14 protein-coding genes and 1 riboswitch are annotated in these 14,405 nt (G+C 63.1%); of the genes, 6 read left to right on the top strand and 8 right to left on the bottom strand.

What is annotated here, in order from left to right:
• Window positions 1–131 precede the first annotated feature (131 nt).
• From LI72_RS17135 to LI72_RS17145, 3 genes are all read right to left on the bottom strand, one after another.
• Entirely contained in the window at window positions 132–1,643 is a 1,512-nt protein-coding gene (locus LI72_RS17135; protein WP_033927140.1) for a diguanylate cyclase, read from the bottom strand.
• A 126-nt stretch (window positions 1,644–1,769) separates the two neighbouring features.
• On the bottom strand, window positions 1,770–2,945 hold the full coding sequence (gene crtY, locus LI72_RS17140) for a lycopene beta-cyclase CrtY (RefSeq protein WP_033927141.1): 1,176 nt from the start codon (window positions 2,943–2,945) through the stop codon (window positions 1,770–1,772).
• Between the two features lie 128 nt (window positions 2,946–3,073).
• On the bottom strand, window positions 3,074–4,414 hold the full coding sequence (locus tag LI72_RS17145; protein WP_033927142.1) for a hypothetical protein: 1,341 nt from the start codon (window positions 4,412–4,414) through the stop codon (window positions 3,074–3,076).
• Between the two features lie 155 nt (window positions 4,415–4,569).
• On the opposite strand from LI72_RS17145, the gene LI72_RS17150 reads away from it, so the two are divergent.
• From LI72_RS17150 to LI72_RS17165, 4 genes are all read left to right on the top strand, one after another.
• Window positions 4,570–5,361: a sterol desaturase family protein gene (locus tag LI72_RS17150; protein ID WP_033927143.1), complete on the top strand. Its 792-nt coding sequence runs from the start codon at window positions 4,570–4,572 to the stop codon at window positions 5,359–5,361.
• Window positions 5,362–5,365: 4 nt separating this feature from the next.
• On the top strand, window positions 5,366–5,800 hold the full coding sequence (locus LI72_RS17155) for a DUF2141 domain-containing protein (RefSeq protein ID WP_052130134.1): 435 nt from the start codon (window positions 5,366–5,368) through the stop codon (window positions 5,798–5,800).
• A gap of 11 nt (window positions 5,801–5,811) precedes the next feature.
• Window positions 5,812–6,336, top strand: a complete 525-nt coding sequence (locus LI72_RS17160) for a hypothetical protein (protein ID WP_156139675.1) — start codon at window positions 5,812–5,814, stop codon at window positions 6,334–6,336.
• 122 nt (window positions 6,337–6,458) lie between these two features.
• Complete coding sequence (locus LI72_RS17165; protein ID WP_033927146.1) at window positions 6,459–6,908, top strand: pyridoxamine 5'-phosphate oxidase family protein; 450 nt, start codon at window positions 6,459–6,461, stop codon at window positions 6,906–6,908.
• A 77-nt stretch (window positions 6,909–6,985) separates the two neighbouring features.
• Here LI72_RS17165 and LI72_RS17170 read toward each other — a convergent pair whose 3' ends face one another.
• The 4 genes from LI72_RS17170 to thiC form a co-directional block, all read right to left on the bottom strand.
• A complete protein-coding gene (locus LI72_RS17170) occupies window positions 6,986–7,372 on the bottom strand; it encodes a hypothetical protein (protein ID WP_033927147.1) in 387 nt (128 codons plus the stop codon).
• 74 nt (window positions 7,373–7,446) lie between these two features.
• Complete coding sequence (locus tag LI72_RS17175; protein ID WP_052130136.1) at window positions 7,447–7,866, bottom strand: hypothetical protein; 420 nt, start codon at window positions 7,864–7,866, stop codon at window positions 7,447–7,449.
• A gap of 263 nt (window positions 7,867–8,129) precedes the next feature.
• The gene (locus tag LI72_RS17180) at window positions 8,130–8,729 is read right to left on the bottom strand and encodes a hypothetical protein (RefSeq protein ID WP_081985194.1); all 600 of its coding nucleotides are present in this window, start codon (window positions 8,727–8,729) and stop codon (window positions 8,130–8,132) included.
• Window positions 8,722–10,665, bottom strand: coding sequence for a phosphomethylpyrimidine synthase ThiC (gene thiC, locus LI72_RS17185; RefSeq protein WP_052130138.1), 1,944 nt, complete (start codon window positions 10,663–10,665; stop codon window positions 8,722–8,724). Before thiC ends, LI72_RS17180 begins: the two co-directional genes overlap by 8 nt.
• A gap of 47 nt (window positions 10,666–10,712) precedes the next feature.
• Window positions 10,713–10,818: riboswitch (TPP riboswitch) on the bottom strand.
• Window positions 10,819–11,205: 387 nt separating this feature from the next.
• On the opposite strand from thiC, the gene LI72_RS17190 reads away from it, so the two are divergent.
• On the top strand, window positions 11,206–11,967 hold the full coding sequence (locus tag LI72_RS17190) for a hypothetical protein (protein WP_033927149.1): 762 nt from the start codon (window positions 11,206–11,208) through the stop codon (window positions 11,965–11,967).
• Window positions 11,968–12,133: 166 nt separating this feature from the next.
• Entirely contained in the window at window positions 12,134–12,928 is a 795-nt protein-coding gene (locus tag LI72_RS17195) for a TIGR00266 family protein (RefSeq protein WP_033927150.1), read from the top strand.
• Window positions 12,929–12,934: 6 nt separating this feature from the next.
• On the opposite strand, the gene LI72_RS17200 is transcribed toward LI72_RS17195, so the two are convergent.
• On the bottom strand, window positions 12,935–14,371 hold the full coding sequence (locus LI72_RS17200; RefSeq protein WP_033927151.1) for a hypothetical protein: 1,437 nt from the start codon (window positions 14,369–14,371) through the stop codon (window positions 12,935–12,937).
• Window positions 14,372–14,405 lie beyond the last annotated feature (34 nt).

A 14,405-nucleotide genomic window follows, 5' to 3' on the forward strand; every position in this document is an offset into this window, starting at 1 on the left:
AGGGGAGGAGATGAATGTCTGCCTTCGCAGGCAATCGGGCCGGGGTTGCGTCATGGGGTGGCGGTCAGTGCGGGGCCTTCGACAGGCTCAGGCTGAGCGGGCGGGGGGGCGCCCTCTCTCCCGCGCAGCGGCTATTTCTGGATCAGCTTGAGCGGCACCGTTTCGGCCTGACCGGGAAGGACAAGCTCGCTCCTGCCCGAAATCATCGCCGACCCGCGCTGTCTGCGCTTGGCCTCGTAGAGCGCTGCATCGGCATTGCGCAGCAGCTGGCCGCGATCCTTGACGGCACCGCCCAGCCAGCAGGCGCCGATGGTCGCGGAAACGCTCAGCGTCACGCCGTTGGTGCTGACCGTGTATTGCAGGTCGTACAGCAGCCGGCGCAGCATGCTGGTCAGATCCTTGAGGATCGCCTGGTCGGAGATCAACAGCACAAACTCGTCGCCGCCCAGCCGGGCTGCAAAGCAGTGTGACAGATAGTCCGCATTGAGCCGGGCGGCCATGACGCGAAGCACCTCGTCACCGGCATGATGCCCAAATCGGTCATTCACCGCCTTGAAGTGATCGAGATCGATCAGCAGCAGCGCGCAACGCTCTTCGTTCTCGATTGTCGCCTTGATCTTTTCGTCGACGACCTCGTTGAAGCGACCCCGGCTGGCGATACGCGTCAGCTCGTCGGTATGCGCAACCTGGCGCAATGCCTCTTCCATCGTGAAGCGCGCGGTAACGTCCTGAAAGACGCCGATTAGGGCAACGGGCTGACCCTTGTCCATTTCGATCTCGCCCATGCTGCGGACGCGCCGAAATTCACCCTGCGCGGTGGTGAAATCGGTCTCGACGTCGAACGGTTCGCCGGTTGCCATGGTGCGTTCCAGCGCCTCGGTGACGATGGCGCGCGCCTTGGGGGGATAAAAATCCAATGCCGAATCGAGAGGTTTGCCATCGCCCGGCGGAACGCCATGGATCGCATAGGTCTGTTCGGACCATTCGGTCTTGTTGTCGGCGAGCGTGAGGCGCCACGATCCAATCTTCGCCATGCGTTCGGCCTGACGAAGCTGGCGGTGTTTGCGATCCAGTGCCTGGAGGGTTCGCTCGCGCTCTTCGGCGAAACGGACCGCCTCGGCAGCCGAAGCCCTTGCGGCGATCAGGGTCTCCACCAACCGTGCCAGCTCCAGCAGCATGTCGAGGTCGCCGGGATCGACATCGCGCGGCTGGTCGTCGATCACGCACAGCGTTCCCAAGGGGACCCGCTTCGATGCGGTCTGCTGCGTCTCGGCATGGATCGGGACGCCCGCGTAGAACCGGATATTGGGTGCGCCGGTGACAAGCGGGTTGCTGGCAAACCGATCGTCCCTGGTCGCATCGGGAACGATCAGGACGTCATCGGCCGCGATGGCATGCGCGCAGAATGCAAACTCGCGCGGCGTTTCTTGCAGATCCAGGCCAATCTTGGACTTGAACCACTGGCGATCCTTGTCGACCAGGGTGACAAGCGCGATCTTGTAGCCCGTGAGGCGCTGGGCCAGCCGCACGATGGTATCGAACTCGCGCTCGGGGGGCGTGTCGAGAAGGCGCAGCCTGTCCAGTGTGGCAAGCCGCGCGTGTTCGGCATCGGTGACCACGTCATCTTCTCCACAATCCGTCATGGTCTGACCATTCCCCTCGCGCGCCCTAATTTACGGTTAACGGGCGGCAAGGTGTGGATGACGGCCACCGGGCCGATGCCTCGTCAATCGGGGGTTGCGAAGGACGATGCGCCCGAGGCTGCAGCGCTAGCTGAACAGCCCCCGGATCGCGCGCCAGATCGGCACCGGCGGGCGCCCGGCCAGTACGCGGGCCTTGTCCATGAAGGTCGATTTGCCTGCATAGAAGCGCGCGATCAGCGCATCGGGCAGCGTGTAGAAGCGTTCGAGAACGCGATAGCGTTCATCAGGCCCGGCGGCCTTGAACAGCATCTTGGTGAGCATCCGGTAGAAGCCGTCTGCCTGCCAATGGTCGAGGCTGGTCTTGCGGCTCATCTCGGCGAGCGCTGCGCCCGACAGGTCGGGCATTTCGGCAATATGCGCGGCTAACCGCACCGCATCGGGCAGCGAATAGCCGGTAAGGCCATGGAACAGCGCCGCGCGCGTACCGGCCTTGGCGACATCGCCGCCGGTCGATTGCCAGTATCCGCCGAAATCGCCGCCATAGACCACCGGCAGCGCGCCGGTCTCGGTGCGGCTGACGCGTTCGACCTGCCAGCCCTTGGCATCGGCATAGGCGCTGATCCGGGCTGCCAACGCCTGGGTGTCGAGGTCCGAGGTGTCGCTGTAATAGGTGTCCTCGACGAACACCTCCATCGGGCTGATCGGCAGGCAATAGACGAAGCGATAGCCGTCCATCTGTTCGACCGTCGCGTCCATCACGATCGGCCGGGTCAGGCCATGCGGTTCGGACAGGTGCAGCATCTGCCCCATGAACTTCTGCCATCCGCAGCGCAGGTGACGCACGTTGCCGCCGCCGCGCGCATCGATGACGCCGCCCGCCTCGATCCGCGCGCCGTTTTCCAGCACGACATTGGTCTGGCTGGCGGCCAGCGCGCGCACGCCGGTGACGATGTGGTGCGCGGGCAGTTCCTCGCGGAGATAGGCATCGAACCGGTCAGACAGGATCGAATAATAACTCTCTTCCAGCGCGCGTTCGTGCCCCGGGAATTTCACGTCATAGCCGCGCCAGCCATGGCAGACGAGCGGAGCGACCAGCCAGCGGTGCTCGCTTGCGACATCGGGGCCGAAGAACGACCAGATATGGTTGCCGCCCAGCGTCGCGCTTTCCTCGATCAGCAGCACGTCAAGCTCGGGCCGCTTGCGCCGCAGCGCGAGCGCGATCAGCCCACCGGCGAGCCCCCCGCCGAGAATCGCGACATCGCACTTGAGTGTCTTGCTGGAGATATTGCGCGGGGATTTCATGTTCCTTCCGCCCTAGCCGAGCGCAGCGGCTAGGGAAAGGGGGGAAGGGGGCGGACCAGCGCGCAGATCAATCTGTTGAAAGACCTTCGAGTAAATTCATCCTGTGCAGATATGTCCGGAGCAGATCGCTATTGGGTCGTTGGGGCGGTAGCCGCAGATATGCCGGGAGTAGGACGATCGGTTGAAAACGGGCAGAAAACAACTTCCGAATATGTTCGACCGACATATTGTTCGTCGAACTGTGACCTTTGCCTTTCTTCATCGGTCAGGTTTTTCGCCATTTCGATCAAAGCGTTATCAGCCGTAGTCAAACTTGTTTTCGCCTCGGCCTGCAGCCGCTGCTCAGCTTCCAGAATCTTGGCCTTGGTCTGGACCTGCGGGTCGGCCGCAATGATGGCCGCCAGAGCCGTATCGTCCACCACCGAATTTTTTGCGATTGCTTCAGCTACAAGTGTTGCCCTGATCGACCCTTCGACCTCTTGCTTGTCTCTGAGTGCGACCCTGACTCTCTCGTCTGCCTTGGCCAACTCTTGTCGCGCGAAGGCAATCTTGTCGAACTGGTTCTGCACGGCAATCGGTCGCCCATTCACCGATGCGTTCACGAACTGGTTCGCCCCGGTGCGGATTGCCGCCAAATCAGCGAGTTGGCGCCGCATCACCTCGACCCCCGGTTGATCCGAGCGCTCGATGGCCTGAGCTGCAGCAGCAAGACCGGTCGTCAGCGAACAGCTTGCATGATATTGCAGCGCATCGGCAACGCCAGCCATCGTCGGGTAGAGATTAATCGGGCAGCTCTGACGAAGCTGAATGTCGCGCAGCTTGTGATTCCGCTCCTTTTCGTAACCTGCGACAAGCACCTGAATAGTCTGATTGGAAAACCAAGCGTCATTAACCGCCACGCGCGTGCCCGTTGCAACGCCAGATGCGCCGGACAGAATGCGCGCCGCCTGCGCGCCCTCAACGATGCTGCCAACGCCGCCGGTTGCGATTGACAGGAAGCTCAGCCAGGAATTGGTTTGCCCGTCGAATGTCTTGATGTGTGCCGAATACCTTCCGCATTTCCGGTTCGAGATGCCGACAAGTGCCTGGATCAGTTCGTTTCTCTGTTCAGTAGGGCTTCGGCTGCCATTGAGCACTTGCCTGTCTTCGCTGGCAAACAGATAGTCATGCAGCAAGGTTCTGAGGGGATTGCAATCGATGCGGCCGGGTGTTCCCGACCTGTCGCGCTTCCATCCTATGCGGTCGGTATCGGCGGCCAGTGTCGAGTTGGCCGCCGCAGCCAGTTCCGGGTTATGAATTTTTCGAGACAGAAGGCTGATCACAAATTCCGGATCGTCCATGCAGTGGTCCAGATCACGCCCGAAAAGCGGCTCGGCACTCGCCAGCCTCAAATCTTCATTCAATATGCTTTCGCAACCACTTAAAAGAAATGCGCCAACCAACATGAAATGAAATTTTGCATAGGCCATGGCTTTTCCCCCGATAAAGCAATGCGACCTTTATTATTTGAGAAACTCACATGTATGTTTGGGGAGAGTCAATTCGAACATGGTCCGTTCCGGATGGATGGCGATGCGCCAGTCACATTTTGCAGTCCCCCCAAATTCGCGCTAAGGCGTCATCCATGCTGGGTTCCTCCCATATCGTGCTGTCCGCGCTGGCCATGACGTTGATCGTCGGGGTGCGCTATCTGATGACCAGCGGATTGTTCGCCTGGCTGACCAGCAAGGTGCGGCCGGGCCTGTATTCCGGGCTGAAGCCGCAGATCGGGCAGGAGATCCGCTGGTCGCTGTACAGCGCGGCGATCTATGGCATCCCCACCGGCATCGTCGCCTGGGGCTGGCAGAATCGCGGCTGGACGCAGATCTACACCGACTGGAACGCGTGGCCGCTGTGGTATCTGCCGGTATCGGTGATCGCGTTTCTGTTCGCGCACGACACCTGGTTCTACTGGACCCACCGCTGGATGCATCAGCCCAAGTGGTTCCGCATCGCGCATGCGGTGCATCACGACAGCCGCCCGCCAACCGCCTGGGCGGCGATGAGCTTTCACCCGATCGAGGCGCTGACCGGCGCGGTCGTCATCCCCGTTCTGGTGTTCGTCATCCCCATCCATGCCGCGATGCTGGGGCTGGTGCTGGCGACGATGACGCTGATGGGCGTGACCAACCATATGGGGTGGGAGCTGTTTCCGCGCTGGCTGGTGCAGGGGCGGCTAGGCAAGGGGCTGATCACCGCGAGCCATCACCAGCTGCACCATGCGCGCTACACCTGCAATTACGGGCTTTATTTCCGGTTCTGGGACAGGCTATGCGGGACGGACAAGGGGCTGGGTAGCTTTCAGGGCACAACGCCAAGACCGCGTGGAGCATCGCCGCTGGGCGATTCGACCCGCTCGGCGACAACCGGGAGTTGAAGGGGTGAAATTGCACAAGACGATGACGCTCGGGCTGCTGGGCCTGCTTGCCCTACCCGGGGCTGCACCGGTCAGCACGGTGGAAATCACGGTCGATCATCTGCGCTCGGCCAAGGGGCTGCTGCAACTGTGCCTCACCGCCAACGAAAAGAGCTTTCCTGATTGCGAAAAGGACAAGAACGCCCACCGGCTGACCGTCCGCGCCAAGGACGGGATGGCCCGCTTCGAGAACCTGCCTGCGGGCCAGTATGCGCTGGCGATCGTCCATGACGAGAACGGCAACAACAAGCTGGATACCTTTGCCGGCATCCCCAAGGAAGGCATCGGCTTTTCCCGCAACCCCAGCTTCAGCTTCGGCCCGCCGCGCTTTTCGCAGGTGGTGTTCGTCGCGCAGGGGGAAGGCACCAGTCAGCGGGTGAAGATCAAATATTATCTGTAGACCGCGCGCGCATGGCCCGGCCCCTGTTCCGTTCCCGCCTCCGGGCGTTTCAGGCGATGCTGGGCGACGCGCCCGACCCGGCGTTCATCGCCACGCTGGAGTTCCTCGAGAACCGCGACCTCGACCTGTCGATCCGCATCGGCGGCATGCTGGCGTTCAATGCGCTGATGACGACCATCGGCACCCACCCGATTTCCGCCAGCCCCGGCGCGCCGCTCAGCGTCGATGCCGCCAGCCAGCCGGTGCTGACCATCCTTAGCCTGATCGGCCTCGCGCCCCTGGTGGTCTCCAGCATATTGTGCCTGCGCGCGCTGCTGCTGGGGGAGGAGTTCGATACCGACGGTTTCGAGGACAGCCTGCGCCCCGGTGCGGAGGCTGAAAGCCCGGAAAAGCTCCAGCGCCGGCTGTTTGCGACCTTCATCCACTCAATCGACGCGCAGGCTCATCTTCTCCGCCAGTCGGTGCGGGCGACGTTCGTCGGCGGCGCGATGACGCTCGCGGTCTGGGCGGCGATCCTGTGGGACAAGATGGGATAAAAGGGGACGGTGGCGGTCGCCGACCTGCCACCGGCGCCAGACGGCAGACCCCCGATCGCGCGGCTCGGAACCAACTGCGCTGTCGCGCGCATCCCTGGCACACCCCCGCCAGGAGCCATCGCATGACCGAGACGAACCCCGACACGCCGCTTTCGCGGATCGCCAAGGCGATGCAGGACATCGATTTCGCGATGCTGAGCACCCATGCCGAGGGCGGGGCCATCGGCGGGCGACCGATGAGCAACAATCGCGAGGTCGATTACGACGGCGACAGCTATTACTTCACCTGGGAAGATTGCCGTATGGTCAACGACATCAAGCGCGACCCCCAGATCGGGCTGTCGCTGCAGGGCAAGACATCGCTGTTCGGCGCACCGGGCATCTTCATCGCGGTCGAAGGAACCGCGGACATCGTGCGCGACAAGGCGCAGTTCGAAAAGCACTGGAGCAAGGATCTGGAGCGCTGGTTCGAGCAGGGCATCGATACCGAAGGCCTGGTGATGCTCCACGTCCGCGCGACGCGGGTCGCGTACTGGGATGGCGAGGACGAGGGCGATATCGTGGTCGGGTGAAGGGACGCGCGCCTTCGCGTTCTGAGAGTCCAGGATCGATCCTCCCGAATTTTCCGGGCCGGATTGCGCTGCAGCACCTATCTAAGCACCGCGATCGCCGACAGCCAGCCCCAGTTCAGGAGAAGGCCTGTATGGGTGGCGACCTTCCACGCGCGCGACGCCCGCGCCATGCCGCGCCTGAAGGTCCAGTAACGGACCAGCACACTTACCACCGTTGAAAGCGCGACCATCGCCACGCCCGTCACGGGCAGCGATAGCAGGAACGCGAGTGCGAAAAACTGGACCATCATCGCTCTGACAAACCACACGATCGGCACCGCGCGGTAGGTCGCCTCTGGCAGGAAGCTGCCGATATCGGTCGAGCGGACGCCTATGTTATCGTCCGGCGTTGGCGGCATGCGTGCATCAATCGTGCGGATGATTGTGCCAGCCGGATTGGCGGGATTGTCCTGATTCTCCGCCACAAGCCCAACCCCCTTTCTGGCTCATCCGCCACTCCACTCAGGCACCTCCCGAGCGCGGCCGCGGTCCTGTCGCCTCACCAGACATTGATGGTCATCGTGATCTTCCCTTCGCCCTCGCCCGAGCAGATGTAGACGATGGCCGACGGCACGACGCTCTTGCCGCGATATTTCGGTTCCACGACCATGCGGTTGATGCTCTTGAGGTCGATCAGTCCGCTGATCCGGTCATACGCGAAGTCGAGCGCCACCTGCGTGCCCGGCGGGACATAGCCGGTGTTCTCCGGGATGTTCTCCCCACCGAACCGTTTGGGAAAGTAGAGGATCTTCTTGAGCTCCCCGCGCCTTGCCAGAGCCTGAGCCTTGGCGCGGCTGGTGACATGCGAAAAGTCCATCTCCATCGCCTGACCCTCCTTGGGCGCCATCGTCCAGGCGGGCGGGGCGAGTGTCAGCGCGGCCAGGATCGCCAGTGCCAGAGCTGCGTACAAGATCCTCATCGCATCGCCCCCACGCCATGCCGCAGCCCCGCGCTGCAGGGGCGAGCATAAGGTGGTAACGGCAAGAGGTGGAGCCTTTGGCGGGAAAGTGGGTCCGAAATGGAGCAGATGGGACGATGCCGGTCACACAACCAAAGTAGGTGAACCGGATGGCAAGGCGCGGGCACCGGCGAGGAGCAGGTCCTTCAGGTGGCGCAGTGTCGGTATCATTATTGAGTTCGCTGCCGAACGCGCTGAATATTGCGGCATCCGTCAGGCCAACCCTAAGCACATCCCTCCACATACTCCAGCGTCGGCATCAGCCCGACATGCACCAGGCTGACCTTGCCCTTGTAATTGATCTCGAAGATTAGCCGCGGATCATCGCCGGGCTGGGTCAGGTATTTGGCCGGGGCGTCGACATATTTGTGCGGCTCCGCCACGAACGACGGGAAGGCCTTGCGGACCTGCGCCTCGGTCGCGCCGGGGCCGATGCCTTCGACCAGCTTGGCCTTGGACTCGTCGCTCACCGTGATGCGGCGGACGACGCCTTCTTCGACTATCGCATAGGCGCCGGGCCAGTCGGGCGCGCTGAGTGTCAGGCATGCGTCAGATGCCTGCGCGCCGCGCGCGGACCAGGGCGAGCCTGCGGGCACCGGCTTGCCGATGCTCAGCCCGCCATAGCCCTCGAGCGTCAGCGTCTGCGCGCCCGCAACGGGAGGCGTCGGCGCGCCGGGTTCAGCCGTTGCCGGGCCCTCGACCGCGACCGGGTCGGCGGCGGCTTCAGGTTCGGCGCGGTCGGCTGCGGGCTCTGACCCGCAGCCGCCAAGCAGCATCATCGCCAGCGATGCGGCTGCAATCCCGGCTTTCACCGGCTCAATCATGCTCGCGGTCGCCAGCCCCCAGGTACAGCTCGCGGCCCATGTCCTCGTACAGCTGGCTCATTTCCACCATGCCCTTGAGCGCCGCCTCGCGGCTTGCCGCTGCTGTTTCCGCCCCGCTCGGGCCGGTGGCGATGAAGCCTTCGACACCCTGGTTCTGCTTGGTGGCGAAGTCGCGGACTTCCTGGCTGATCTGCATCGAGCAGAATTTCGGCCCGCACATGCTGCAGAAATGCGCCGTCTTCGCGCCCTCTGCGGGCAAGGTCTGGTCGTGATACTGTTCTGCCGTATCGGGATCGAGCGAGAGGTGGAACTGGTCGCGCCAGCGGAATTCGAAGCGCGCTTTGCTCAAGGCATCGTCGCGCACCTGCGCGGCCGGATGGCCCTTGGCGAGATCGGCGGCGTGCGCGGCGAGCTTGTAGGTGACCACGCCGACCTTGACGTCGTCGCGATCGGGCAGGCCCAGATGCTCCTTGGGCGTGACGTAGCAGAGCATCGCGGTGCCATACCAGCCGATCTGCGCTGCGCCGATGCCAGAGGTGATATGGTCATAGCCCGGCGCGATGTCGGTGGTGAGCGGGCCCAGGGTGTAGAACGGCGCTTCGCCGCACACCTCGAGCTGCTTTTCCATGTTCTCCTTGATCTTGTGCATCGGCACATGGCCGGGGCCCTCGATCATCACCTGCACGTCGGATTTCCACGCGCGGTGGGTCAGCTCGCCCAGCGTATAAAGCTCACTGAACTGCGCCTCGTCATTGGCATCGGCGATCGATCCGGGGCGCAGGCCATCGCCCAGCGAATAGGCGATGTCGTACGCCTTCATGATCTCGGTGATCTCGTCGAAATGCTCGTAGAGGAAGCTTTCCTTGTGATGCGCCAGGCACCATTTCGCCATGATCGAGCCGCCGCGCGAAACGATGCCGGTGACGCGCTTGGCCGCCATCGGGATGTAGGCGAGGCGCACGCCGGCGTGGATGGTGAAGTAATCGACGCCCTGTTCGGCCTGTTCGATCAAGGTATCGCGGAAGATCTCCCAGGTCAGCTCCTCGGCGACGCCGCCGACCTTTTCCAGCGCCTGATAGATCGGCACGGTGCCGATCGGCACGGGGCTGTTGCGCAGGATCCATTCGCGCGTGTCGTGGATATTGCGGCCGGTGGAAAGGTCCATCACGGTGTCCGCGCCCCAGCGGATCGACCAGACCATCTTGTCGACTTCGCTTGCCACGTTCGAGGCGACCGCGCTGTTGCCGATATTGGCGTTGATCTTGACGAGGAAGTTGCGGCCGATCGCCATCGGCTCGGTTTCGGGGTGGTTGATGTTGCTGGGGATGATCGCGCGGCCGCGCGCGACCTCATCGCGGACGAACTCGGGCGTCACATAATCGGGGATCGACGCGCCGAAGCTGTTGCCGTCGCGCTTGTACTCGGCGAGGCGCTCGCGGCCCAGATTTTCGCGCTCGGCGACATATTCCATCTCGGGGGTAATGATGCCGCGGCGGGCATAATGCATCTGGCTGACGTTCATCCCGGGCTTGGCGCGCAGCACCTGCTTGCGGACATTGGGGAAGGGGGGCACGCCGCCTGAACGATCGGGGCCGAGCTGACCGTTGTCCTCGGGCTTCACCTCGCGCTGGGTGACGGCCTCGACGTCATTGCGGCCGAGGATCCAGTCGCGGCGCAGTTCGGGCAGACCTGCGGAAATGTCGATCAGCGCATCGGGGTCGGTGTACGGGCCCGAGGTGTCATAGATGCGGACCGAAGGCTCGCCACCGGCCAGATCGATCTCGCGCATCGCGACGCGAATGCCGCTGCCGGACTTGGTCGCGACATGCACCTTGCGGCTGCCGCGAATGGGCCCGGTGGTCACGCCGATTTCGGTGCGGGAATGCCGCTGGCTTCCAGCGGAAGCCAGTTCAATCTTCGAATCAACGTCAGCCATCGTTTTGCTCTCCTTGGTCGGCGCGAGAGCGGATGCGCGCGGACTTGAGGATGCCGCCGCTCCCTCCCTCCGCCGGTATCAGCCGGTTCAGGTTCAACGGGTCGTGGGGCGCAACGCCCACCTCTCAGCCGCTCGGCTCCCCGGGGATGGGGGGAGATTAGGGGAGTTGGGTGGAGACGGCAATGGTTTATGCTTGGCGAGCGGTGCGCCCCAGTGGTTGGACGCTGCAATTGTCCACACAAAAGAACGTTTGTAGAACTCTTCCGCTTGCGCGAATCGGAATTTGACTAGTAAAACGCAAATGATCGGGGCGGTCTAGACCCCGTCATCAACGCTGTGGGTTGCACCGTGACGACCTGGGATACCTCGTCCATCAGCGAGATAAATGCTATTTGGTTCGCGGGATAGCGCAAAACTATCAGGGTTAGGATAAAATCGGACCAGAACCCGATCCCGGCTCATTTTTTATTATGCGGTTGTGGCGGTGCTTTCATCGTCCGCCACAGCAATTTGTCCTCTTTCAGTTGATCGGTGCCCGTCATGCTAGAACCTTTTGTGAGTTCAAAACTGCTTCTGGACCGTGCGCGCGAGCACCTGGACCAGTTCAATCATCTTGAGCGCATCTTCGTCTCCGAAAACCCATACACCCGTTTCCGTGAGATTGATCCAAATACAGGAGAGCACCTGCTCAAGGTGAAGGCGGGCCAACCGAGTGTCAAACTCTCGGCAATTGCCTTCGATATTGTCAACTGCGTCCGATCCGCCTTGGATCACATCGTCTACGATAGTGCCCGCATGGTTGGGGGCAACCCTAAGCCCAAAGACACTAAATTCCCCTTCGGGAAGACCGCTGATGCGGCTGCTGCCAACCTCGGCCGATACAAGGATTCCGAAGTCCCCGATGCGATCCGCCCCTACCTTCTCGCGTTCGAGCCTTACAAGGGAGGGCAGGAAGCCCTGTGGGAGATTAACGAGCTGCGGAACTGTAAAATCCACCGCATTTTGCAATCTTTCGCGATGGCCTCCGGCGGCGTCGGATTTGGGAATGGCTACATCACCCAAGCGACTGTGAGCACCTGCAACGAGTGGGATGATGATCGCGGAGAGTTGACTGTCATGAGGATCGCTCCCGGTGCGGAATACAATATTCAGATGCGTATTTCCGTTCGCGTAATCCTCGGCGATACTAGCCTGCTTGGACACAAGCCAGCTGCTGAAATTTTCGGCAAGTTCATCGAAGTTGGCGAGCGCATTTTACTCGGTGTCAAAGCTGAGTCCGAACGTCTGGCCGCCAACGGCTGAAACACAAGAAACGGTAAACAGCATAAATCTGCTTTATCGAGTATATAATTGCCCAAAGATTGGTCCAGATGTAACCTACCCCTGTGACTCTCTGCATTGCCGCTGTCACACTCGCGCGATAGTCTCCCGCCACCCAAGGCCACCCGGCCACCATCAGGAGAGAACCATGCCCGCGCATGAAATTGACTATGAAATCAAGGGACACGAGCTGCAGTTTGTCGAGATCGAGCTCGATCCCGGCGAGAGTGCGGTCGCCGAAGCGGGCGCGATGGTGTGGAAGGATCCGGCGGTCGAGATGACCACGGTGTTCGGTGATGGCAGCGCGAACCAGGGCGGGGGCTTCATGGGGGCGCTGCTTGGCGCGGGCAAGCGTCTGGTCACCGGCGAGAGCCTGTTCACAACGGTGTTCACGCACACCGGCCAAGGCAAGGCGCGCGTCGCCTTTGGTGCGCCGACGCCGGGCAATATCCTGCCCCTCGACCTGACGCGCTACGGCGGCAAGCTGATCTGCCAGAAGGACAGCTTTCTCGCCGCGGCCAAGGGCGTGTCGATCGGCATCCACTTCCAGAAGCGCATCCTGACCGGGCTGTTCGGCGGCGAGGGCTTCATCATGCAGAAGCTCGAGGGCGATGGCATGGTGTTCGTGCAGATGGGCGGCGCGCTGATCGAGCGCGAGCTGGCCGCCGGCGAGGAGCTGCATGTCGATACCGGCTGTGTCGCCGCGTTCACCGCGAGCGTGGATTTCGATCTGGTCTCGGCGGGCGGCATCAAGTCGTCGCTGTTCGGCGGCGAGGGATTGTTCTTCGCGCGGCTGCGCGGGCCGGGCCATGTGTGGATCCAGTCGCTGCCGTTCTCGCGGCTCGCCGGGCGGATGCTGGCGGCGGCCGGCAGCCGCGGCGGGCAGAACCGCGGCGAAGGCTCGGCGCTGGGATCGCTGGGCGATCTGATCAGCGGCAACTGACCCGTATCACGGCGTGGCGGGGGCCGATGGGGCTGCCGGCTCGGCCACCGCCCGATCCATCCCCTGCCAATCGACCCCCGCCTGTTGCAGCATCGCATCGATCTGCCGGGCGGGGTCGGTCAGCTTCTGCCGGGTGATCATGGTGATCGCGGCCAGCGTCGGCGGACTGACGCCGGAGCGCCGCGCAGCCTCGAGAAAGCTGCGGCCATTCCACGGGGTGCCTGCACGCACGGTCGCGAAGAAGCGGCGGTTGACGTCGTGCAGGGTGCGCGCGCCTGCGGATCCGCGCCGGACATCGGCATCGATCGCCAGCGCGATCAGCATGCCGCACTGGTAATGCAGATCGAACTTGCCCGCGCGCGAGGCATTGCTGAGCGCGACGCTGGCCAAACCGGTGGCGCACGCCTTGCGGGCTTCGGCGATGCGACGATCGACATAGCGCCGCAGCGTGTCGCTTCGCTCGCGCATCACCAAAGCTGCCATCGCATCGGCCCCGCCTTCGTGGATCCAGCCTTCCGAATCCGGGCCGATGATGTCGTTGGTGCCGGCGCGCTGGAAGAAATGCGCGGCCTCGTGCGCGAAGAACCAGTCGAGCCACAGGACCTCGTTCGGCACGATCGGCTTGCGCCAGCCATCGCCATAGAGATGGATGAACACCTGGCCGGGCAAGGTGCCGCCCTGGCTCGACAGCCCGGTACGCGCCGGAGGCTGCGGGTCGAGCGAGACGTAAAGTTCGGGGGTGATCGTGAGCGCGCCGTAGATCGCGGCAAAATCGCGCATCGACTGTGGCAGCGATTCCAGCAGGTGATCGCGCAGCACCGGCTGCAGCGCCGGATCGACGATGGCGAGGAACCCGGAGGTCGCCGCAGGCTCGGCGCTGCCGATATAGATATTGGTGCCCTCTTCGCGGCTTGTGAAGGCGGCGCTGGCATCCGTGCGCTTGCCGCCAACGCCGATTGTCGCGCCTTCGGCAGCAATCGTCACCGCGAGCGGCTCCGTGCCCTTGCAGGGCAGCGCGGTGCAGGTCTGGAAATGGCCCGAATAGACCAGCAGCCCGCCATCGCTGAACGGCGAAAACGGCGCATAGGACTTTTCGAGCGAGCGGTAGCGCACCGGAATGTCGAAGGTCAGCCGGGTGAATGGCTGGCCATCGGTCCGCTCGATCCGCTCGCCATCGCCCTCGCGCACCCAGCGGAAGTCGGGCGTTGCCGGCTGCCAGTCCCTGGCCCGGTAGCCATCGAGCTGCGGCGCGAAGTGCAATGCGCGCGCAGGCCGGGCGAGCCGGTATTCGGCGCTGACTGCATTCTGGGGCGAGCGTGTGATGTGCAGGCTGACCGGCGGGGCAACCGCTGGCCTGGCTGTCTGTGCGCTCGCCAGGCCGGCAGATCCGAGGAACGCCGACAATCCGAGGACGAGCGCCGCAAATCTCTGGGTCCGGCGCATCGTTCCTCCGTCCTGTTCAGCCTGATTCTGGGCG

It is taken from the genome of Sphingomonas sp. 35-24ZXX (assembly GCF_000786215.1).
GTDB lineage: Bacteria > Pseudomonadota > Alphaproteobacteria > Sphingomonadales > Sphingomonadaceae > Blastomonas.